This window comes from Acaryochloris marina S15 (assembly GCF_018336915.1).
GTDB classification, from domain to species: Bacteria; Cyanobacteriota; Cyanobacteriia; order Thermosynechococcales; family Thermosynechococcaceae; genus Acaryochloris; species Acaryochloris marina_A.
Genome location: NZ_CP064923.1, coordinates 2649762 through 2672356, shown reverse-complemented (window position 1 = coordinate 2672356; position 22595 = coordinate 2649762). Strand labels below are relative to the sequence as shown.

Below are 22595 nucleotides of genomic sequence, written 5' to 3'. Positions count from 1 at the left end.
CGGTATAAAGACCTCAAGCCTGCTAGACTATGGATTGGTCCGTTTTCTTGCAGAGGTATCAAGTGATGAAGTTAGGTCAGAAGGTTCGCGTTTGCCAAATTCGCGATCGATTTTCTAGTGCCCTCAACGATAAAGTCGGTGAAATGGGTACGATTCAAGATTTCAAAATGACGGATGGTAGTGGTGTTGGTGTCGTCGTCGCCTTCAGTGACAAAACCAGTAGCTGGTTTTTTGAAGAAGAGCTAGAGACAGGTCGACGGTAACTCTGAATGGCATTTCTTCTGACTTTCTTAGGAAAAGGCGGCACGGGGCGAACGACGGTTGCGATCGCAGCGGCAAAACAATTCGCTGAACAGGGATATCGGGTCTTATTGGCCAGTCAGAATCCGGGTCCCGGTTTTGATTTAATGATGGGTGCCACAATTGGCACGGAACCTCAAGAACTCGGCGTCAACTTAAAAGCAGTGCAGCTCCGCAGCACGGTTCTGCTAGAGAAAGCTTGGGAAGATCTCAAGAAACTCGAAGCAGAATATGTTCGCACGCCTTTTTTTAAGACGGTCTTTGGCCAAGAACTTGGCATTCTGCCCGGTATGGATAATGTCCTCGCCCTCAATACTCTGCGTGAGTATGAGGGCAGTGGCAGTTATGACGTCATTATTTATGATGGTCCGGGCGATCTGTCTACGCTTCGCATGATTGGGTCGCCAGAGATCCTGAGTTGGTATGCCCGTCGATTTCGCCAGGTGATTGCTGACTCCGATTTGGGTAAAGCACTCTCTCCCTTTGTCCAGCCCGTCACATCTGCTGTGTTCACCGTTAATTTGGCCGGGGACAATTTTGCTGGACCAACTGAGCAAGCCAATACCGTCTTGGATGATGCCAAGCGGGCGATCTCAGATCCGAATCGAGTTGCAGCTTATTTGGTTACCACTGGGGACGAAGTTGCGATCGCAACTGCTCAATACTATTGGGGCAGTGCCCAGCAAGTGGGATTAAGCATTGGTGGTGTGATTGCCAATCCTGCTAGAACCCCCCTCAATCCCTCAGCTTTGCAATCGGCCTTTGATCCACTCTCTGTAGTAACTCTGCCGGAATACACCGGAGATTGGCAGTCCCTGATGGCGGCCCTACCTGATCTAAAACAAGCCGCCAATGCTCCTAAACCCATCGAAATTGACATTATCCTGGGGCAGGTGAAATTATTTCTGCCCAAATTTGAAAAATCCCAGGTTAAATTAACCCAATATGGTCCTGAAGTGACCATTGAAGCAGGAGACCAACGGCGTAATATCTTCTTACCCCCTGAGCTACGTGGGAAGCCCGTTAAAGCCGCAAAATTTCAAGGTGGATATTTAACGATTACTTTTTAAAGGATATTTGAGAATTCGAGGCTTCCATAAGCCCTCGGCGAGTAGGCTGTTATCGCTACACGATCGCCTTAAAGATTAATAGGTAAGTCATACCCGAGTTACCCTTAGAGCAAGGAAAACGCCTTGAATTCCTCCTACCTGCAGTTCAACGTCGGCAAGGCTCCAGAATAAGCCTTGAGGACCAAGGTTTATTCAAATATCCTCTAAGGCTACTTTCCCATTTGTTTTAATGATGCTTTGCTCAGAATCGCATTCTTTTTAACTTGGAACTTTATATAAAAGTAATCTTCAACTAGAATAAGATTTCTTTTTTTTAGGGTGACATCAATACTTAATCTTTAATTAACCCAATTTTTTCCTATCAATTTAGCTTGGGATTTAAATCACATCACCCATCAGCAATATAAGTTACACTAAGGCTTCCACAAAATTCAACTCAGTGGATTGAAATTACTTTTAAGAGAGAGTTTTTAGGGCTACCTACTAAGTTGAGTCTGATTATGAATACTGCTGTGCTTGGACGACTCCAGCAAGTCTTGTTCAAGCTTCGAAAACCAGATTGGTTTCTCATGTATGCCTTAAGCCGCTTCAGCACGATGCGGAAGCTTATTACTCGGCTTTATGGTAGTGCCCAAAGCCAAAAAACGACCAATTCGCTCTTTATTGGCATCGAAGATAGAGTTTCTCTATTTTCCGACCTACACGTTAATACGGTTGTACATGGCATCAAAAAAGATGGGTTTTATGCGGGCATAAATCTTCCATCGACAACGGTTCAGGATATCTTTCAATTTCTTGAAACCATCGACTACTATCCCGACCATGATGGCCCAGCCTATATTCCCCCTGAGGTTGATAATAGCCTTACAGCTCCTAGATTCAATAAGCTCTATTCCAGGGGACGATATCCAGATACATTCCTCGATTGCCCGGCGATTCAGCGCATTATCCATGATCCAAAGCTGTTGAAGATTGCTCAGGGCTATTTAGGTGTGCGACCGATTCATAACGGATCGCGGTTGTGGTGGAGTTATGCCAATGTCCCTCCCTATGATATTGACCATGCAGGGCAGCGTTTTCACTATGATGTGGATGATTTCGGGGCCCTAAGATTTTTCTTTTATCTCACCAAAGTGGATTCTGCCTGTGGCCCCCATATGATTGTGCGGGGCACCCACGATCACAAGCGATTAACGGATAAGATCACCCTGTCGCGCTTTCGCTCCGATCAAGACCTGATCGACTTTTATGGCAAAGAATCCCTGGTGAGCCTAGAAGGAGAGGCAGGGTTTGGGTTTGCGGAAGAACCCCAAGTCTTCCATAAAGGAGCCCAACCCACCTCAGGGGATCGTTTGATTTTATTGATTCGCTATGTGATGCGGGAATGGGTGACGGGATAAGCCCCAGGGAACCGGTTGCTGAATTGCTGAACTGCTAAGTTCTACAAACCGTCTTTGGCAAAGCTTTAGACAGATTTGTTACAAGGGGTGTGGGATGGACCATTAGTCTTTCATTCCTCTCTGTCAACAGGTTGTCCCTATGGATTTTTTGTCTGATACCGTTGTGCTGTCGAGGATGCAGTTTGCCTTGACCGCTATTTTTCATATGCTTTGGCCAGTCTTGTCTACTGGGATGGCCATTTACTTAGTGGTGGTTGAAGGGTTGTGGTTAAAAACCCGAAATCGAGATTATTACCTTCATGCCCGCTTTTGGGCCAAGCTCTATGTTTTGAACTTTGGCATTGGTGTGGCTTCTGGTTTACCCATGGAGTTTCAGTTTGGTACTAACTGGGCACCGTTTTCGGAAGCTGTGGGAGATTTCTTTGGCAGCATTCTAGGCTTTGAAGGGGCAATGGCCTTTATGCTCGAAGCGGGATTTCTGGGAATTATGCTGTTCGGCTGGGATCGAGTGCCGCCTTTGATGCATTGGCTGGCGACGATTATGGTGGCCTTTGGTGCAAATCTATCGACCTTTTGGATCCTGACGGCGAATTCCTGGCTCCAAACCCCAACGGGTGGAGAATTTATTGAGGGTAAGTTTATTGTCAGCGACTACTTCCAGGCGATTCTGAACCCGTTTATGCTGAATAGCTTTCTGCATATGTTTTTCGCCACCCTGGAAACCTCTTTATTTGTGATTGGGGGCATTAGTGCCTGGTATATTCTCAATCGTCGTCACCCAGAATTCTTTGGACAATCTCTGAAGGTGGTACTGGCCGTTGCCTTAGTCGTTGCCCCCCTCCAGATTTTCATCGGTCACCTGAGCGCTGAGCAGGTCTATCATTACCAGCCATCAAAACTAGCGGCGATGGAAGCCCAGTGGGAGACGATTCCTGCTGGATCGTCGCCAGCCTGGAGTCTGGTGGCTTTGCCTAATGATCGGGAAGGACAGAATAAATGGGAAGTCAAAGTCCCCGGTATGCTCAGCTATTTACTGGAGTTGAAGCCCACCTTATCGGAGCCAGTGCAAGGTTTAAACGAATGGGCACCCCAGGATCGCCCCCATATGGTGGGATTGATTTACTATTCCTTTCGAATCATGAGTGGGATTGGCATTTTCTTGGCGGGGTTGATGGGGTTTAGTGTGTGGCGATGGTTACGGGGCAAACTGACAGCGGAAGCTATCGTTGACCAAAAACTGATGCTTTGGGGGTGGTTGCTAGCCGCACCTATGGGCTATGTGGCGGTGGAATGTGGCTGGATTGTTCGCTGTGTCGGACGCCAGCCCTGGACGGTCTATGGTGAGTTGCGCACCGCAGATATGGCAACGCCCCTGCCTGCTCCTGAAGTTTTAACGTCTCTTCTGGGATTTGCAGCCATGTACAGCATGTTATTTGTAGGGGCGCTGTATTTTGGTAGTCGCATTATTCGCAAAGGCCCGAATTTGGAGTTGCCCTTACCCCAATCAGTCAGCAAAGACACTCTTGAGGTTGAACCCATGCAGCATCAGCCTGATCAGCGTCCCGTAGAAACCCAACAGTAGAGGTTCGTCCATGGAAGCATTAGAACAATTTCTGCCCCAGGTTTGGTTTGTGATTCTGGGGTTGTTTCTATTTCTCTACGTCACCCTGGATGGGTTTGATTTAGGAGTAGGGATTTTGTCCCTGACGGCTTCGAATGAAGAAAGTCGCAGTATTTTGATGACCAGTCTGGGAAATATTTGGGATGCCAACGAAACTTGGCTGGTTTTGGTGGGAGGGACATTATTTGGCGCTTTCCCCCTGGCCTATGCCACGGTGCTACATGCTCTTTATATTCCTGTCAGTGTGATGGTGGGTGGATTAATCTTGCGAGCTGTTGCTTTTGAGTTTCGAGAAAATTCGGTGCGCAGTAAGCAACTGTGGAATTTTGCCTTTGGAGCGGGGAGTTTTATGGCTGCCTTGGGCCAGGGGTTTGCGGTAGGGACTGTGTTTGAGGGGATTGCAGTTGATACAGCAGGTCATTTTGTGGGTGGTGTTTGGGATTGGTTGAGCTGGAAATCGCTCCTAGTAGCTCTGACACTGATTCAAGGCTATGTCCTGATCGGTTCCACTTATTTGGTGATGAAAACGACGGGAACGCTGCAACAAACCCATTACAAAACGGCCAAATTAGCGGCGGTGACAACCTTCCTAGGAGCGGTATTTATAACGGTGAGTACGCCTGTGTTTTACGAACAGATGCGCGATCGCATGTTTGATCCGCCTCTGTTTTATTTTTTTGCAGCCATTCCTCTCTTGGGCAGCTTATTTGTGGCTTTGCTATTGCGGAGCCTCGGCAAGGAGCAAGAGCGGATGCCCTTTGTTTGGACCGTGCTGATTTTCTTACTCTCATTTTTGGGCCTGGGCTTGATCATTTTTCCGTATATCATCCCCCCCCAAATCACGATCTATCAGGCCGCTGCCTCACCGAGTGCCTTGGTTTTTATGATCATCTTTATCGGTTTCTTAATCCCGATTATGTTGTTCTACAACATCTATAACTATGTGGTCTTTAGAGGAAAAGTCACCCAAGCTCATGAGAGCGATTAATCAATAAACCCTAGCGAGTAATGCGCAAAATTTTATCTCGCTTTGCTGGACACCTACCCCGACCATCACAATTACTCGTTGTGATATACAAATCGCCATCAGGACCCATCACTGCTTCTCTCAAGCGTCCTTGCTGACCCTGCAAGTACACTTCATGGTGCTGCAACTGACCTGTTTTAGGATCAATGACAATACGCTGCAATTGTTCAGCCCGCAGTCCTGCCACCATAAAGCTCCCCTTCCACTCTGGAATAGCATCCCCGGTGTATACGGCAGCACCACCAGGGGGCAGGGCCTGACGCCAGGTGAGGGTAGGAGGCACCAATCCAGATTGGGATTCACATCGATAAACCGTGGGCCAACCCAAATTATCCCCAGCCTGGGCTACGCTGACTTCATCATGCCCTGAACGTCCCAACTCTCCACTGGGGCCATGATCACTCACCCAAAGGGTGGAAGGATTGATCCAATCAAATCCCTGGGTATTGCGAATCCCCGAAATATAGACTGGATTATCTGAAAAAGGATTATCTGCGGGCACCTGTCCCTCTGGGGTAAACCGCAATATCTTGCCCGCTAAACTGTTGACATCCTGAGACAGGTCAGGATCGCGAGCGTCGCCAGTGCCAATGTAAAGCATCCCGTCCGGGCCGAATCGAATTCGTCCACCGTTGTGGAATCGAGCAACGGGGATGTTGTCTACAATGATGAGATCGCGGGTTGCTTTTTGCCCATCTTCTGACAATCGCCAGCGCTCCACTCGATTGACCGATTTCCCTGGCAGGCTGGCTGTGAAATAGATATAGAAAAATCGGTTTTTGGCAAAGTCAGGATGGGTAGCAATTCCCAACAATCCCCCTTCACCCCGATCACTCACTTTAACGGTGGCAATGGGCCGAGGGTGCAGTTTGCCATTTTGAACCAACCTGATTCGCCCCAGCCGCTCCGTTACCAGCATTCCGTTATTCGGCAGAAAGGCAATTCCCCAAGGCACTTCTAGCCCTGTGACAACTTCTTCCACCCTTACCTGCACTTGTCCTGGAGGGCCAAAGCCATTTTCCACCAAGGTACATTGAGCCGATCCTGACTGGGCGGGCTCTGAAGCTAAAGAGTTTGGCCCCGTTTGTGGTGGGGACGTACAGGCAATCACTCCTAGGGACATCAGCATTATTCCTGGAGTGAAAATTTTTGAGGAATGGATCATGCCAAATGTCATCCTGATTAGAGCACCGTTTTAGTCAAGGATTCAGATCCCATCAAGGACACAACATCAGAATCCTGAAATAGCTTTGGAGCTATAGTTCACATCATACAAAGGTAGCCCTTAGATGACTATGATGCAGCCCTCTGACAGTTTGGTCTGATATCGGTTGGCTGGGTTGATGGATGCCGGATAGATTGACTCAGACCTAAAAATTCTGGGTTATTACGGTTGGTGATGGGCGAGGGGGGAGTTGCGATCGCAAATAAGTTGCATAGGTGCGCTGCAAAAGTCTGCCAACATCCGCCCCTCAGAAATTTGGAAACCTAGAGCTGCCTACTGATGAAATTTAGAACTTGGACTGGAAGAATTGATAGCCTGGATCACTGCGGCGTTGATTATTCTGAAGCTCTGACTGCCACTTAAAAGAAGGGTCTGGCTCAGGGGAAGGACGGCGAGCAATTTCTGTACCTTCCAGTTGAGAATTGACTTCTTCAATGAGTTTGGTTGCAGGAGTGGGTTCAACAATTGGCGGGGTTGGTGAAATTGTGATGGGTTCCCCCAAACCCGAAGCAGAAGGGACTGTATTAATAGACTGAGGTGCTGCCCAGACCGGGAGGCTGACAGAACTCATCGCAATCAAAAAACCAAGTGAACCTATAGCAGAGTGAAGAGAGGGCATCGTTAATCCTTCGTTTTGATATCAGAGCTAGACATTGATAAGGAAGGGATTCGACCATCATCGAAATAACTCATCCATCTAGAATTGGAGTGAGGAGTGCATCAACCTTTGAATGTCTATGTTGATTAAGTCATAGGAAACTGAGGTTGAATCCAGAGCCTTCTGAGAATTTTCCAAGATAAGGTTCATATGGCATTAATCCATATCTAGAGTGAATATTGTGTAATAAGTTAAGTCTGTTATTCACGACTAGATCCGAAATGTTGAGCCAATGATTGAATGGATTGATGGCTCTAGTTTTTCGACGCTACATTGTAAAGGCATCACCCATTACTACAGGAATCAGTCATGTCCAAAAGTGCACTAGACCAACTCAAAGCGGTTACAGTTGTCGTTGCTGATACTGGTGATATTCAAGCGATTGAGCAGTTTACGCCTCGTGATGCGACTACCAACCCATCTCTGATCACTGCAGCAGCACAAATGCCTGAGTATCAAGAGATTGTTGATGAAACGTTGCTGCAAGCCAAAGCAGATGCAGGTTCTGGTGCGACTCATGCAGACATTGCTTCCTTAGCCTTTGATCGCTTAGCAGTGTCCTTTGGTAAAAAGATTTTGGAAATTGTTCCTCAGCGAGTCTCAACTGAAGTTGATGCTCGGCTGTCCTACGATACAGAGGCCACAATTGCCAAAGGCCGTTACCTCATTTCTGAATATGAAAAAGCGGGAATTAATCGCGAGCGCATCTTGATCAAAATTGCTTCCACTTGGGAAGGTATTAAGGCCGCAGAAGTCTTGGAAAAAGAGGGCATTCACTGCAATCTGACGCTACTGTTCGGTCTCCATCAAGCCATCGCCTGTGCTGAAGCAGGCGTTACCTTAATCTCTCCATTTGTGGGTCGAATTCTAGATTGGTACAAGAATGAGACTGGACAAGAGTATTCTCCTGTCGCAGATCCAGGTGTACAGTCTGTTACAGAGATTTATAACTACTACAAAAAATTTGGATACTCCACTGAAGTTATGGGGGCTAGCTTTCGCAATACTGGCGAGATTCTGGAACTAGCTGGATGCGATCTTCTTACGATTTCACCTAAGCTACTGGCTCAGCTTCAAGACAGTACTGAAGACATGCCCCGAAAGCTCGATCCAAGTAAAGCTGCAGGGATGGAGATAGAGAAGATAGCTATTAACCAAACGAACTTCGAAAAAATGCATACAGAAGATCGTATGGCTTCGGAAAAACTAGAAGAAGGTATTAAGGGGTTTAGTAAAGCCCTGGAAACACTAGAACAACTTCTAGTGAACCGATTAGTGCGACTAGAAGCTGACGTTAAAGTCAGTACAGCAACAGCCGATATCTTTCATAGCTACGATCTAGACGGTGATGGCTTTATCACCCGCGAAGAATGGTTAGGTACAGATGCAGTTTTTGATGCCCTTGATCAAGATCATGATGGCAAAATCACCCCTGCAGAAATGGGTTCTGGGTTAGGGGCCATTTTGCAAATGGCAGCGGTTGAATAATCGCAATAGTACAGACTTCTTATAGGAAGGTGAAACCAGCCAATTCGGATGCTAGTGATCAACTCAGGGCTTTGTACCTGGCGACCTGAGAATGGGACGCTCTAGATACAAATGCTTTGACCCTCCTGTTATAAAGGAGTCTGCATAGATGATGATATTAGAAATGGCTGCAAAATTTCCAGAACGGATGATGTAAGTTCCTACATCAGTTAAAACAGGGTGGCGCTTAGCTTATAGGATTTCAAGATTTTTTTACCTTGCCAGTATTGGCAAGACTTCATTCTGCATCTCTAAGTATTTTTAAGTTGGCACTGACAGTGAGACCAGTCATTAGATAAGGGTAATTACCAAGCTGATTCGTTGAGTCAGCGGTACCCTATAATTCAAAGATTTGCAGTCCACTAGCAAAGCTATCAATTCTTCGAAATATTGGGGTAGATAACCTTGTTGTTCTAAATTTACAGTTCTTCTGATCGAGAAGTGATTCCTGGCGTAAAAACTGAAGGAATAAACCTTGTGAGTTGATAAAAGTAAGCTTAATCACATTGTGAAAAAATAAATAGGCGTAAGATTTATATTGATACTCAGAGTGGTTGTACATCAGCTCAGAGCTAACTATACACCCCCAAATAGAGAATCTAGAATTGAGTCGTCAAAATTAAACTGATAGAGTTCACTCTCTTCTTCTAGATTAATTGGCTAGTCACCCTAAGCTTTTATTGCCTATTGCCATAGATACCTTAAAGAGACATGAATAAGTTTTTGATTAGACTGTTTAAGTTTGCTTCTCTGCAATGTCTTGTGCTAGCTGCCATTACGCTCTACTACATTCAGACTCACGATCAGTTGGCTCAAAAACAGTATTTAGCGGCAACCATCGACAAGCATGCTCTTCTCAAGCAGCAAAAAAAGCCAAGAATTATTTTTGTTGGTGGCTCTAACGTTGCATTTGGGATAAATTCCCAGCTTATCGCCAGTAATCTCCAGCGTAGGCCCGTCAATATGGGACTTCATGCTGCACTGGGTCTTGAGTATACCCTCAATGAAGTTGAGGAGGCATTGAGGCCGGGTGATGTTGCTGTCGTTTCATTGGAATATGAAAATTTCTCTAGTCATTTACCTGATATTCCAGAACGTCTGTTTAACACGATTGATAATCGAGTTCAAAACGTAAAGTTTGTTCCCTACTACTATGCACCTGTGCTGTTAGATAAAGGACAGCTTTATTTTGGAGGAGTTATTCGAAATGTTGTTTCTACTCTTACCAAGAATTATGAACTAAATAGCATATATAAACGGAGTAATTTTAACCAAGCTGGGGATATGACAGAAAATACTGGAACTCCGCGAGATATTTCTAAAATTAAGCGTACTTTGGAAGTCACTGATGGATCAATCCAAACTTCTTTAAAAATTATCCAAAAATTTGATCGAGTGGCAAAAGAAAATGGTGCACGAGTATATTTTTCTTATCCGCCCCTAGCTGAAAATGTATATAAAAATAATGCTAAGGCTATTGATCAAATTAGTTCAGTGATTGAGAACACTTCTGAACTTGATTTTATCGATACTCCTGAAGAAATGGCATTTCAGGTGAAATATTTTTTTGATAGTGAATACCATCTAAACCAATCTGGCTCTTTGCTTCGGGCGAATCATATTGTCAATCGTTTATCCGAAGAGCTATAGCAGTAATTCGCCTCAGAAAATAAAGTAACTCTGCATTCATATTATTTCAAATATATGTATTTTTTTATTTGAACGATCAGATATTTATTGTGACTTAGATTACTTCGTTGTTATTTTTAGCCGACTAGTATTTATTCTAACGCTCTGGCTTATTCATCAAGTATTGGATTATGAATGCAACTTTAGAAAGACAAATTATTTCTCCTCGATATGAGTTTGATTCCCTTAACCCATATCAACCTTCTGTGTCTAAGACTCAGCAAAATTTCATAGATAAAATAAAATTAAATATCGACAATAATTCCTATACACTGCAGCATTCTGCCTGTCCTTGCGAAGCTAATGACTCAGAAGATGTGATTGTTTCCGAAATTGATAGATATGGGATTCCACTAACATCTGTTGTATGTAATCGATGTGGAACGGTAAGATTTGATCCCTATTTGGATGAAGAGAGCCTAGCTGACTTCTATACCAACATGTATCGAAAAATGTATGCGATGGATGTTGATGACTCGGAAGATTATGGAGATTATATTGCTAGCCAAAGCAGTTACTCTGAGAAGCTACTCCAATTCATTAGCGACTCCTTAACACCAGCAAGTCGACTTTGTGAAGTGGGTTGCGGAGGGGGCGGTAGCGTCAAGTTTATGCAGGAACGGGGATATGATGCAATCGGCTGTGATTATGATGTTGCAGCATTACAAGCTGGCCGTCGCTTTGGTGTGAAACACCTCTACTATGGCGATCTGAGTGCCCTTCCCGCCGAACAGAAAGATGCAAAGTTTGATTTAATCTACCTACACCATGTCTTTGAGCATCTTGATCAACCGCTCCAGTTCTTGCAAGACATCCGTCAGTATCTCACCCCCAATGGGAAGATCGTTTTGATTGTGCCTGATATCAGTCGTATTGATCAGTTTGGGCATTTGCCTGCCCTTGGTAATTTGTTGATGTATTTACACATTGCCCATAAATACAACTTTTCTGTTGACGGATTGTATCGAATCGCAAATAGAGCAGGATTTTCTGTTGAGAATATGGAATTTGGGAGTTCATCAAAATCTTCTTCTCCTTGGTCAAGTTCTCCAGAGATTTGGATGCAAATTTCTCCTAATATGACTCAGGAGAATACTACTAATCTAGAACCTTCATCCCGGTCTTCTAAGATGTTGAAGTATTTACAGCGAACTGAAACGCTATTTTCTTTAGGGTTATGTCGTGGTCAAATTGCCTATAAATTATCAGCCCTTGTCTCGCCCAAAAAAATAGTAAGTAAGTTAAGACAAATGATGTCGTAATAAGGCTCTTGTCCTCTTTTGGTGATGCTGAAATAAGAGTTAGAGAATAGAGAGATCAACCCTTACCAGGTAAGGTTATGGAACTCCTCCGACAATTCCTTCCGTACCAAAGCACCCTCCATTGAAAGCGTAATTTTTGTACATTATTCAAGTTTTTAGTGTTACTCTATCTCTTGCAGAGGTTCGAGAGTAACGGTGAGAGATGGACTACGAATTTAGAGTGATTGTGGAGAAAGTTTCGGTTACCACTCAGGAAGTCGTTAAACGAGACACTCTAAAAATCTATGACATCAAGCAACCAGAATCTATTCTAGATCTAGGATTGCGTCACGAAGAACAAATCTCTCTGCTTTCCAAAGTCCAAAGTGCTCTGTTATCCGAACAATCTACCCTCATCGATACTGGAGTTACGCAGTGCATCAAATGTGGTGGGAAAATAGGCAAGCTTGGTTTTCAACCATCTACATTCCATGCCGTCTTCAGCGATCATAAACTCCGTATCCAAAAACATCGGTGCAAGAATCCTGAGTGTCGATGGCAAAGTATGCCATCGGTGTTGAGCGTCTTTGGCACAGATACTCATCCTGACTTAGTAAAACTGCAATGTGAGAATGGTGCCTTGCATAGCTATCGAGAAGCTCAGGATAATATGGAGCGGCTGAATGCTCAGCGCCGGAGTGTGAATAACCATGTCCAAATCAAAAACGTGACCAATCAAGTCGGTGAGCGTTTATCTCAAGCGAACACTACCCCTCCAGATCAAGAAGAGTTACCCACCCCGGCAGCAGAACTCATTGCTCAAGTCGATGGGGGTCATATTCCTACCAAAGATAAAGACAAGCGCAGTTTTGAAGCCTTATCTGGCATCGTTTATCGTCCTAGTGCCATTGAAGTAGTTGATAAACATCATCGCCAAATTACGGAAAAGACTTGTGTTGTTTCCGCCTTAGAGGATGAGTTGCAAACCATCAAGACCTATCTGCATCATGCGGCACTTAAACAAGGGATGACAGAAGAGACACAGGTCACTGCCTTGGCCGATGGTGCTAGCAACTGCTGGTCAGTCATCTCAGTTCTTGAGCCTCATTGCAAAGCATTAGAGCTGATCTTGGACTGGTTTCATATCGGCAAGAAATTCCGAAATGTCAGCAATGCACTGGGTGAAACCTTTGCAGAATCCCTCGATAGTGCGAAGGGGAGTTTATGGCATGGAAAAGTAGATGATGCTCTGCAGAAGATTGCCATGCTTCGAGACAACATTTCAGATGAGAAGAAGCAAACAAAGCTCAAAGGCTTATACGATTACTTAAAGAATAACAGTGAATATCTTGTCAATTATGACGAGCGAGATAAAGCGGGGCTAGCTTATACCAGTCAAGTTGCAGAATCTCATATTGACACCCTCATTAATGCTCGCCATAAAAAGAAGCAGAAGATGCAATGGACTCGGGTAGGTGCCCATAATGTCTTGCAAATCAGGGCGAGTATGATCAGTAATGAATGGAGTGATAATTGGCTAGATTTAGTTCTTCCTGAAGAAGAAAAAGCTGCTTGAGAATTAGGCTTTTAATGTAGGATATTTACGCTTACAGTTTCGAAGGAGTCCTCTCTACCCGACACCCGAAATCAGTTGGGAACTATAAGGTGAATTCTCAAAGTGAGGCGATGCAATTACCTGTTCAATCTTTTTCAGGTGTTCATATTGGGGTTAACAGCCAATATTTTAGGTCAGCTAGATAAAAACCCGAAACCAGTTGAATGTGTGATTTTTACGCTTACAGCTGTTTATCAATAGATTTCTGAATTTTTCTAGCCAAAACTTTGACATAAGGTTCATGAACTATTGCATTATGATTTCCAGGAACTTCTATAATTTCTATGTTCTCAGAGAGATATTTTTCCCAGCCTAGGGCTGAATAATAACGAATCGTAGTAGGTCGCTCAGTGGCACGATATAAAAATATGCTACCAGAGTATAAATGAGTTGGGATATATTTTTTATAAGCCTTATAATGTGCCTGCTTAATTTTCTTATAAATAGGAAGATTTTGGTATATATCAGTTAACTCATTGTGGACTGATATGTCAATTATCTCAAATATTGATTGTTTATTTAGTATACTCCATATAGAGTTTGGAATCACGTATTTCAACCGCTCTATAATGTACCCTATCTTCCGTTTAGGGGAGACTCGTATTATATTGCGACAATGGATAAAAAGCTGATAGAAGATTTTGGTGCTAGATGTATCATGCTTATGGTACTGAGGTGCAAAGCTGTCAATAAGACCGAGGAAGGCAACTTCTTCCCCTTTTCCTTGGAGCTTACAAGCAACCTCGTAAGCAATCACTCCTCCCATTGAATGTCCGGTAAGAAAGTAAGGGCCTTGAGGTTGAAACTTTTGAATTTCATTAGCATAGTAAAGCGCCATCTCTTCAATAGAAGCAAACAGGATCTCATCACTGGAACACAATGCAGGAGGCTGAAGAGCATAAAACGGTTGATCGGTATCTAAATAGTTAGAAATATAGCGATAGTGTAAAATACTTGGCTCAACTGAGTGAATACAAAAAAGTGGGGGTTTGGACCCTTCACAATTAATTGCCACAAGCGATTTCTTATAGCCTATAGTTTCTTCCTCTTTAAGTTTTATAGCCAGTTTCTCGATTGTGGGAGATTTAAAAATATCACTGAACAGTAGCTTCTTACCAAAGGTTTTTTCAATCTGACTAAAAAGTTTAACTGCTGCAAGAGACTTTCCTCCTAAATCAAAGAAATTATCAGTTATACTAATAGGCTGAATATTTAAGGCTATCTGCCAAATATTTTGCAGTTTTCTCTCCGTCTCATTACGAGGTGTAACAAACTGGACTTTCTCCTGAGTTTTAACTGATGATAGACGCTTTTCCTGATGACGTTTAGCAGTAAGTTCTCGTTTTTCATAAACTGATAGCTTCAATAAGTTGTCGATAGAACTATCAGGATTTACAATCGCTTTTGATAGAATCTCTTTATAGTGTTGAAGCATTTTAAGTACTGAATTAGCTTCAAAAAGATCTGCATTGTACTTAAGTATCCCCTTAATTGATCCTGCATCATCCATCAAAGAAAGAAACAAATCAAAATCGGCTATACCATTATCAACTTCAAATCGCTGAACCTCAAGATCTGGCAATAAGAGTGATTTCTGTGGAGTATTCTGTAGCACAAACAAAACCTGGGACATTACCATCTGATCTCCCGCAATACAATTTAGCAAGTCCTGCGCGGGCAAATCTTGGTGAGCTATTGCACCAGATATAACCTGTTTAGCACGTTCAATTAATTGCCTGAATGATGGCTTGTAAGATAAATCATTGCGTAGCACTAATAGGTTAACAAAGTAACCAATCATTCCCTTTAATTCACTTCGATTACGACTCGCTGTGGGTGTACAAACAGCAAGATCCGATTGCCCAGTATAGTGATATAAAAGAACATAAAAAGCAGATAAAAGTACACAAAAAAGAGTTGTTTTTTGTTGGCAAGATAGTTCTTTTAAAGAATTTGTGATTTGTGAATTTAGATACAACTTCTCGCAAGCACTACGTTGAGATTGGTTAGCTTTAATTGCTGAGATATCAACCGGTAAGTCTAATCTTCTCAAAGACTCATCTAAAGTAGTCTTCCAATAGTTAGTAAGGACCTGATGAAAATCACCTGTTATCCACTGGCGTTGCCAAATGGAGTAATCAGAATATTGAATCGGAATTCTATCCAGCTGTAAATCTTCTCTAGCATAGTAAGTCTTATAAGCTTTGGATATTTCATCAAACAAAATGCCTTCAGACCAACCATCAAATATAGCGTGATGGATCGTTAGAACTAAAATAAAATCTTGAGATGAGACTTTGAGAAGATTTGCTCGAATTAGTGGGCCTTTATCAAGATTGAAGGGAGTCTCTACAACTTCCCTTACAAAATTATCAATCAACATATCTTGTTCAAGTTCATTGAGCATATGTAGATCTTGAATAGATAGCGTATTTTCAGGCATTGGATGAATATGTTGAATAGTGACACCATAATCATCCTGAAGTAGAGTAGTTCGCAAAACCTCATGTCGATAAATTGGGACTTGTATAGACTTCTCTAAGGTAGATATATCAAGGTCTCCAAAAATGCGAAATGCGAATGGTATATTATAAACAATACTATTTGGCCTAAGCTTATCTAAAAGCAAAAGTCTCTCTTGATTAAAAGAGGTTGGTGCAGTAAGGCCACTTGATAGCTTTTTAAGTTCAGGCGCTTGATTCTGTAGTGCAATAATATTACGGATAGATGTCCACAAATTCGTCTCACTAGATTGTTTTTTCTTCTCTAGAGGTTCTAGTTTTGATATCGACGAGTCGGAGTTAAAGCTTGTATTCATAGTATAAAATGTACCCACTTATCTTTAGAAATACCAGATATACCGAACACTAAATAAGAATCTATTGCCTGCAGCTTGCTCATAGAAATATAAATTTAATGAGTTAACTTCTTCTGATATTGAATAAATTGCAAATTTTCGAATCCATCATACGACTAAGAAAACAACTAATTTACCGACAAGACATTGAATATTGCAGAACAAATACTTGTTCGCTAACAATGGATATGATGTATCTCATTTGTCCCTCAAAAATGCCAATGCCTGTAATAATTTGGATCCATGGAGGTGGATGGCGATCAGGTACTAAGAAGGATGGTAAGAAAAAAATTATCCCTTTTGCTCTACGTGGCTACTTTTGCGTAAGTATTAATTATCGATTGAGCTTTGAAGCACCCTTTCCAGCCCAGCTTGAAGACTGCAAATGTGCAGTTCGGTTTCTTCGAGCTAACGCAAATGAGTTAAATTTGAATCCAAGGAAAATTGGTGTCTGGGGTTCTTCATCAGGAGGGCATCTAGCAGCACTCCTAGGTACAACTCAGCATATGAAAGAATTCGATAAGTCGGGACCATGGAGATCATCTTCAAGTAAAGTTCAAGCTGTTTGTGATTGGTTTGGTCCGACAGATTTTTTAAGAATGAATAGTTACCCTAGTGAAATTGATCATGATGCTTATGACTCTCCCGAATCGGAGTTAATTGGATATCCTATTCAATCAGCCGTAGATAAAGTCGCTTTAGCTAATCCAATCACTCATATCACCTCGTCAGTCCCGCCATTTCTTATTATGCACGCAGATAATGATCTACTTGTTCCTTTAAATCAAAGTCAAATCTTATATGAATCATTAAGTCAAGCTGGTAATGAAGTTACTTTTGAAGTTATTCATGGTGGAGGACATGGTAAAAAATTCTCATCTCCGGGCATATTAAATATGGTAGAAATTTTTTTTTCCAATCACCTTGAAGAATAATCTCAGAATAAAAAATAAGTCATTAGAGTTTGCTTCTTATAAGCTTGGATATATCCTTGACACTCCTGAAATTTTCAACATCAATTTCAAGAACTTCAAATTTTATTGAGAATGTATCTTGTAAATTAAAAACTAGTGTCATAGCGTTAATTGAGTCTAAACCTAAATTAAAGATATCTGAGTTATCCAACAATTTATCTTCATCGATAGGTATAAGGTCAAGAATCACACTTTTAATTTTTTCAGTTAATTTTTCAGGTGAATATGTCATTTTAGTGATCCACAAATAATTTTTTATAAACAATATTAGCTCTTTTGATATTAATCGATTAATAATTCGCTATATTAACTCCTTCCTTAAAACTTTTCCAAGAGGGCTCTTAGGGATTTCGTCGCGAATCTCAATCATCTTCGGTGATTTATAGTCAGCTAAATATTTTCTACAAAAAATTTGAATTTCTTTTTCGCTGTAATAAATACCATTTTTTAATACCACAACTGCTTTAATCAACTCTCCTGCAAGATTACTTTTAACACCTACTACAACAGCCTCTTTAATTTTAGGATTAGTTAATAGGACATCTTCAATCTCAATGGGATCTACTTTCCGTCCCCCTGTATCAATTAAGATTTTTTTTCGGCCAGTAATATATAAATATCTATTTTGATCTAAAAATCCTAGATCTCCTGTATAGTAAGCTCCATCTTGAAAAGCGAATGAAGTTAATTCAGGCATTTTGTCATAGCCTTTCGTCAAAGCTTGGCTCTTAACAATTATTTCCCCGATTTCACCATTTGGTAAAATTTTACCGTTATCGTCAATAATGGAAACTTGAACGCCGAGTAGTGATTGTCCTACTGACTTAGCAGTCTGTGCAACCTCAGTACTTAAATTAATTGAAATTGAACCAGCTTCTGTGCAACCATAAAGCTGTCTAATAGGAACACCATATCTATTTAAAAAATGATCAAAAGTTTTTTGGTCAAGAAAGTTTCCAGCTGAAAAACAAAGCCTTAAAGAGTTAAGGTTGGCATTGGTACATACAGGTGTCTCAACCATTGTGCTAAAAATATAAGGAACAGCAGGTAAAACTGTAATTTTCTTACTTTCTATTAGTTCAAGAACTCTTGGACATCTAAACACAAATGGAACTTCAACTGGAAGATCATTCTTCATAAGTGGCTCTAAAATTACTAGTGTCGCACCATTACAGGTTGAAGCGAGCAGGCAGTTCCCTAATCCATGAGCATGATAGAGTGGGACGATACAGAGGATTTTATCAGTAGGGGTTATATTAGTGGTTGCCCCGAAACTTCTTACTTCGCTGACTAGATTCGATTGAGTCCGGGTAACTCGTTTGGGACGTCCAGTCGAACCTGATGAATACTGATAAATAGCACTAGAGTTAGGATCAATATGTATAGGTCTAGTATCCAAAATATTCGATTTAATTAAATCAGAGAAAGATTGACTACTTGTCCGAGTAGAATCTATTACTATGACTTCAACTGAGTTAGATAGATTAGAAATTAGCTGTATACAAGATTGAAACCGATGACTATCTGTAATGATGTATTTCGCATGACTATCTTGCAGATAAAATTCTACTTCCTCTGCTTTGAACAAGTGATTGAGGGGTAAAATAATAGCTCCAAGTGTCATAGCAGCATAAAATGTAAAAATGAATTCAGGGCAGTTGGGTAGTAATAGTGCTAAGCAATCTCCCTTTTTAAGCCCTATAGACTTCAATCCTTCACTTAAGCCGCTTATTTTTTCTAGTAGGGTATTGTAAGTTATCTTTGTTTCACCGTATATAATTGCTATTTCATTTGGGTTTTTTATAGCTACTTCTTTTAAGATGTTATAAAGCATTATTCCTCTTATCTAAATTTGAAAACGTTAAATCTTTGCATTTTCTAAAAAATAAACCTTTTATTTAACCGTAATACGATGTCCAGCATATTTTACTTATTCTATTTATATATACTTAATAGATTTCTAGGAATTTTGGGTTAAGCATTAATTAAAAAGGTTGATATATATAACTAATTCTTTAAAATAAAGATCCAAAATTAAAGTAAATATATATGAGTTGAAGCATTCACAAATTAAATATTTTCTCTAAGGCAAAACTATTAGTTATGTAATCGCTAATAAAGAACGAAAAAAATAATTTAGGAAATTTTTATTAGTAGTTGGTTTTTACAATATTGCATTTAGCATTTAATATTCAAAATAGGCTGATTAATATGACCACTTATATCTTTACCAAAATACTAATTCAGTTCTTGACTCTGAGAATACTAATTTATCAAAATAAGTCTGTAAAATAAGACTCTGGGAACTTCTCCGTAATCATCATAACCGGTTTATTATCTGTAAAAACTTGATATGTTCTTGAGAAAAGTTTATCAGAAATTCCTATGTTGAAATATTTTGATAGATTCGTAGCAGACTCAATACTTGTATTAACTATTTCCTTAAATGTTTCAACGCGTTGTTCAAACCACAGTTTTCCGATAGGTGATTTAGTTTTAAGAAGGGCTTCTCTAAACCGAATATTTAGATTTTCTGGAGCAATAATTGATTCTGCGTAAACAAAGTTTTTTCGGCTTATTTTCCCCTGTAACAAAATCTTTCTTGCGATTACTTCAGATCCCTTTTTTAGTTTCATAGAGTTAATATCGTCTTCCAGTATAAACAGACTCTCTGAAAGTTTTACAATCTGAATTTGCTCAAAAGCATAAGCTTCAAGAATATCAGTTACTGTTCCATCAGTTGTTAATAGTATTCGCTGAAATGTACTTAATTTGCTTGGTTCTATATGACTGGAAGAAAATGTTTGTTGAAGATCGGTTCTCATAAACTCAAAATACTCAGTTTTGACTGAATTTGACATAATTGCTCCAGGCCATACAAAATAATTATTCAAACTAATCGGTTATCTTAGGAAGAGTTATCGCTACTAAAATTGCATAAAAGATAGGTTAAAATTTATGCTTTGAGATTCTCACAACTACAATTTTTTTCTCCTTTTATTTCAGAGGTGATTTTATTGGCATAACACTTAAATTTACAATGGGTTAAAAAATATTTCTAAACTGATATAAGCTGATTTTATAAATAAAATAATGTTTAGTTTAATAAGTTATAGTTTTTGAAAAACAGAAAAGCCTACATTGTTTAGATAATTTAAGTCAACTTTATGACTTTTTCATAAGCATCATTGTTTTTTTATTAATGATTATAGCAGCCCTAGTTTAACAAAATGATGTAAGCTTTACTGCGAAAAAAAAACAGGTTTTTTTTATTTTGCTGCAAGCATTAATGATAGTTTTTATATATTTTTTTTTGCAAATACATTGGTGAAGTGCATCTCTTTTCTATTAGCTCACATTATTATCGAACCACAAATTATTCTTTAACGTCAAAGGCTTTGAGCTTTGATTACTTCCATTATTTGATATGTAATACCAATATATGAGCATCTTTTCAAAAGATAATCTGACTTGCCATGTCATAAACTCTACTTTGCACTGTTGACGAACTTTTTGAGTATCTTACCTAACGCAGTACTCATATTCCAAATTTTATACCATTACAAAAATAATTAAAGATGAGATTAAAGAATTTATAAAGGAGCTTAATGCCAATAGGAGTGTGATATATACGCTTTCTGACTTAACTTATTAATAGTAATTTAATTCAGACGAAAATGTAGATTATAATAGTTAATCATATTGAATTACTGAAACAAAAGTAAAATCTTCTATGCTGACTATTATTTGTAGGCATTCATGATTTGAAGATAAGCTGCTATAGATTAATGGAACCGATAATTAATTATATTCTAAAAAATATTATTGTCCAGACTGTTAATATTTATATATATATTTAATTTTAGTAATAGTCTGTTTAAAGTCACTAATTATCACCTGTTTTTAAAAAACTACTAGAAAGTCTATTTAAAAGTCATTTTTTTTGTTATGTAAAAGTAATATTAGTATCTATCCATTGTTTATAAAGTAATATTATGTATTGAAAAAATAATTACCATACATAACTAGAGGTCCGGGAGCATGTCACCTTTGCATGCAAATTAAACCATTGAGATAAGCACATCGGTGTCCAAGCACTTGCGGGACATTGCTTTCATTCCACTGCGCCCCTGAAATTTTGACTCTGCGACTAATCTGTTTGATAGCAGATTCAACAGCTCCAGACCCAATAGAACAAATTTGCTCACTCTGGTAATAGTCATAATTGACGATCCGATGCCGATGTTTGCGGATATAGTTGCAAAAGACTTGGGCTTGCTTTTTCTTCAACGATTCAAACAGAGTCAAGGTTTCATCCACCTTCCCCTGCCATAAGAGTTGTTCAGCCTGGTGCAGACGCTTGAGAGATCCACCGACCTTATGAAGATTTTCCACCAGATGGTACCAGTCCAGAATCTCCCGTCGTTGCTCAGGTATGCTCAGCTGACGAATGATGTTCCAAATGCCATCATGACCATCCCCTAAGCAAGTCACTGGAGAGGCTAACGGTTGCTGGTGAGTCCAGCCAATGAGCCGGGCATTATTGTGATAATCCGCAATGAGTCCCACGTCTGTTGCTAAGGTTTTATAGTCTTTCCACTGACAAGGTTGGCCTGCAGGTGTGCGGATGCGTACTTTGCCACCATCGACACTCACTTCAGTTAAAGCTTCGTGGGCCTGGGGCGTAGGAAACCGTTGCTGATGGACCAAGCGTTGCTGGGTTTTGGCTGCAACCTGAATACCCGTTAAATAAGTCACATCTTTAGCAGCTTGAGCGTAGGAGACATTCGCACTGATGCGCAAGCAACAATTAATGTGAATAAAGCTACTTTTAAGCTTTTTTTCGAAGTTTATCGTACCTGCAAAAAGTAGGTTGGAATCCATTTATGGGACTTAGTTTGAGGCATTTGCACTCCTAACGAACGGTAAACTAAATGGCTGGCGTCATTTTAGTTTGTGTCGGTGGAATGCTATGCAGAAAAAGGGTTTTAGATAATCTTACCCATGGATTAAAACCCGAAATCAGTTGATACTTTGCCAACAATACTCAGGGATCTTGCACCGATGTTTTTGGATTCGGAGTTTATGATCGCTGAAGACGGCATGAAATGTAGATGCTTGAAAACCCAGTTTGCCTATTTTCTCTCCGCATTTGATACACTGCTTGAATCCAGGATCGATAAGGGTTGATTGCTCGGCTAACAGAGCACTTTGGACTTTGGAAAGTAGAGAGATTTGCTCTTCATGACGCAATCCTAGATCGAGAATTGATTCGGGTTGTTGGATGTCATATATTTTTTGAGTGTCTCGCTTGACTACTTCCTGGCTGGTGACGGAGACTTTCTCGACTATTACTCTAAATTCGTAGTCCATCTCTCACCATTACTCTCA

Annotated in this window: 16 protein-coding genes and 2 pseudogenes; 10 read left to right on the top strand and 8 right to left on the bottom strand. The window is 40.6% G+C overall.

Going from position 1 to position 22595, the window contains the following annotated elements; translation table 11 throughout:
* Window positions 1–65: 65 nt before the first annotated feature.
* The 5 genes from petP (at window position 66) to cydB (ending at window position 5379) form a co-directional block, all read left to right on the top strand.
* Window positions 66–263: a cytochrome b6f subunit PetP gene (gene petP, locus I1H34_RS12725; RefSeq protein ID WP_212666245.1), complete on the top strand. Its 198-nt coding sequence runs from the start codon at window positions 66–68 to the stop codon at window positions 261–263.
* A gap of 6 nt (window positions 264–269) precedes the next feature.
* On the top strand, window positions 270–1370 hold the full coding sequence (locus I1H34_RS12720; RefSeq protein WP_212665933.1) for a Get3/ArsA fold putative tail anchor-mediating ATPase NosAFP: 1101 nt from the start codon (window positions 270–272) through the stop codon (window positions 1368–1370).
* A 500-nt stretch (window positions 1371–1870) separates the two neighbouring features.
* A complete protein-coding gene (locus tag I1H34_RS12715) occupies window positions 1871–2770 on the top strand; it encodes a hypothetical protein (protein ID WP_212665932.1) in 900 nt (299 codons plus the stop codon).
* A 139-nt stretch (window positions 2771–2909) separates the two neighbouring features.
* Complete coding sequence (locus tag I1H34_RS12710) at window positions 2910–4352, top strand: cytochrome ubiquinol oxidase subunit I (RefSeq protein ID WP_212665931.1); 1443 nt, start codon at window positions 2910–2912, stop codon at window positions 4350–4352.
* A gap of 10 nt (window positions 4353–4362) precedes the next feature.
* The gene (gene cydB, locus I1H34_RS12705) at window positions 4363–5379 is read left to right on the top strand and encodes a cytochrome d ubiquinol oxidase subunit II (protein ID WP_212665930.1); all 1017 of its coding nucleotides are present in this window, start codon (window positions 4363–4365) and stop codon (window positions 5377–5379) included.
* Window positions 5380–5389: 10 nt separating this feature from the next.
* On the opposite strand, the gene I1H34_RS12700 is transcribed toward cydB, so the two are convergent.
* Both I1H34_RS12700 and I1H34_RS12695 read right to left on the bottom strand, forming a co-directional pair.
* Window positions 5390–6541 (bottom strand): PQQ-dependent sugar dehydrogenase, encoded by a 1152-nt coding sequence (locus I1H34_RS12700; RefSeq protein ID WP_249370065.1) that lies wholly within the window; start codon window positions 6539–6541, stop codon window positions 5390–5392.
* Between the two features lie 388 nt (window positions 6542–6929).
* Complete coding sequence (locus tag I1H34_RS12695) at window positions 6930–7214, bottom strand: hypothetical protein (protein WP_212665928.1); 285 nt, start codon at window positions 7212–7214, stop codon at window positions 6930–6932.
* A 396-nt stretch (window positions 7215–7610) separates the two neighbouring features.
* Between I1H34_RS12695 and I1H34_RS12690 the strand changes: the two genes are divergently transcribed.
* The 4 genes from I1H34_RS12690 to I1H34_RS12675 all read left to right on the top strand — a co-directional run bounded on the left by I1H34_RS12690 (window position 7611) and on the right by I1H34_RS12675 (window position 13334).
* Window positions 7611–8789: a transaldolase gene (locus I1H34_RS12690; RefSeq protein WP_212665927.1), complete on the top strand. Its 1179-nt coding sequence runs from the start codon at window positions 7611–7613 to the stop codon at window positions 8787–8789.
* A 750-nt stretch (window positions 8790–9539) separates the two neighbouring features.
* The gene (locus I1H34_RS12685; RefSeq protein ID WP_212665926.1) at window positions 9540–10478 is read left to right on the top strand and encodes a hypothetical protein; all 939 of its coding nucleotides are present in this window, start codon (window positions 9540–9542) and stop codon (window positions 10476–10478) included.
* Between the two features lie 170 nt (window positions 10479–10648).
* The gene (locus I1H34_RS12680; protein ID WP_212665925.1) at window positions 10649–11779 is read left to right on the top strand and encodes a class I SAM-dependent methyltransferase; all 1131 of its coding nucleotides are present in this window, start codon (window positions 10649–10651) and stop codon (window positions 11777–11779) included.
* A 202-nt stretch (window positions 11780–11981) separates the two neighbouring features.
* Complete coding sequence (locus I1H34_RS12675; RefSeq protein WP_212665839.1) at window positions 11982–13334, top strand: ISKra4 family transposase; 1353 nt, start codon at window positions 11982–11984, stop codon at window positions 13332–13334.
* Between the two features lie 220 nt (window positions 13335–13554).
* On the opposite strand, the gene I1H34_RS12670 is transcribed toward I1H34_RS12675, so the two are convergent.
* Entirely contained in the window at window positions 13555–16110 is a 2556-nt protein-coding gene (locus I1H34_RS12670; RefSeq protein WP_212665924.1) for a condensation domain-containing protein, read from the bottom strand.
* A 302-nt stretch (window positions 16111–16412) separates the two neighbouring features.
* Between I1H34_RS12670 and I1H34_RS12665 the strand changes: the two genes are divergently transcribed.
* Window positions 16413–17165 (top strand): alpha/beta hydrolase, encoded by a 753-nt coding sequence (locus I1H34_RS12665; RefSeq protein WP_212665923.1) that lies wholly within the window; start codon window positions 16413–16415, stop codon window positions 17163–17165.
* A 22-nt stretch (window positions 17166–17187) separates the two neighbouring features.
* Here the strand turns inward: I1H34_RS12665 and I1H34_RS12660 are convergent, their stop codons facing one another.
* From I1H34_RS12660 to I1H34_RS12640, 5 genes and pseudogenes are all read right to left on the bottom strand, one after another.
* Entirely contained in the window at window positions 17188–17436 is a 249-nt protein-coding gene (locus tag I1H34_RS12660) for an acyl carrier protein (protein ID WP_212665922.1), read from the bottom strand.
* Between the two features lie 69 nt (window positions 17437–17505).
* Window positions 17506–19038, bottom strand: coding sequence for a class I adenylate-forming enzyme family protein (locus I1H34_RS12655; protein ID WP_212665921.1), 1533 nt, complete (start codon window positions 19036–19038; stop codon window positions 17506–17508).
* Between the two features lie 439 nt (window positions 19039–19477).
* Window positions 19478–20065 carry a chorismate--pyruvate lyase family protein gene (locus I1H34_RS12650; RefSeq protein ID WP_212665920.1) on the bottom strand — a complete coding sequence of 196 codons (588 nt, stop codon included), beginning with the start codon at window positions 20063–20065 and terminating at the stop codon, window positions 19478–19480.
* A gap of 1183 nt (window positions 20066–21248) precedes the next feature.
* A pseudogene (locus tag I1H34_RS12645) lies at window positions 21249–22013 on the bottom strand (ISKra4 family transposase); the annotation flags it as partial.
* A gap of 222 nt (window positions 22014–22235) precedes the next feature.
* Window positions 22236–22577, bottom strand: a pseudogene (locus I1H34_RS12640) (ISKra4 family transposase); the annotation flags it as partial.
* Window positions 22578–22595: the final 18 nt, after the last annotated feature.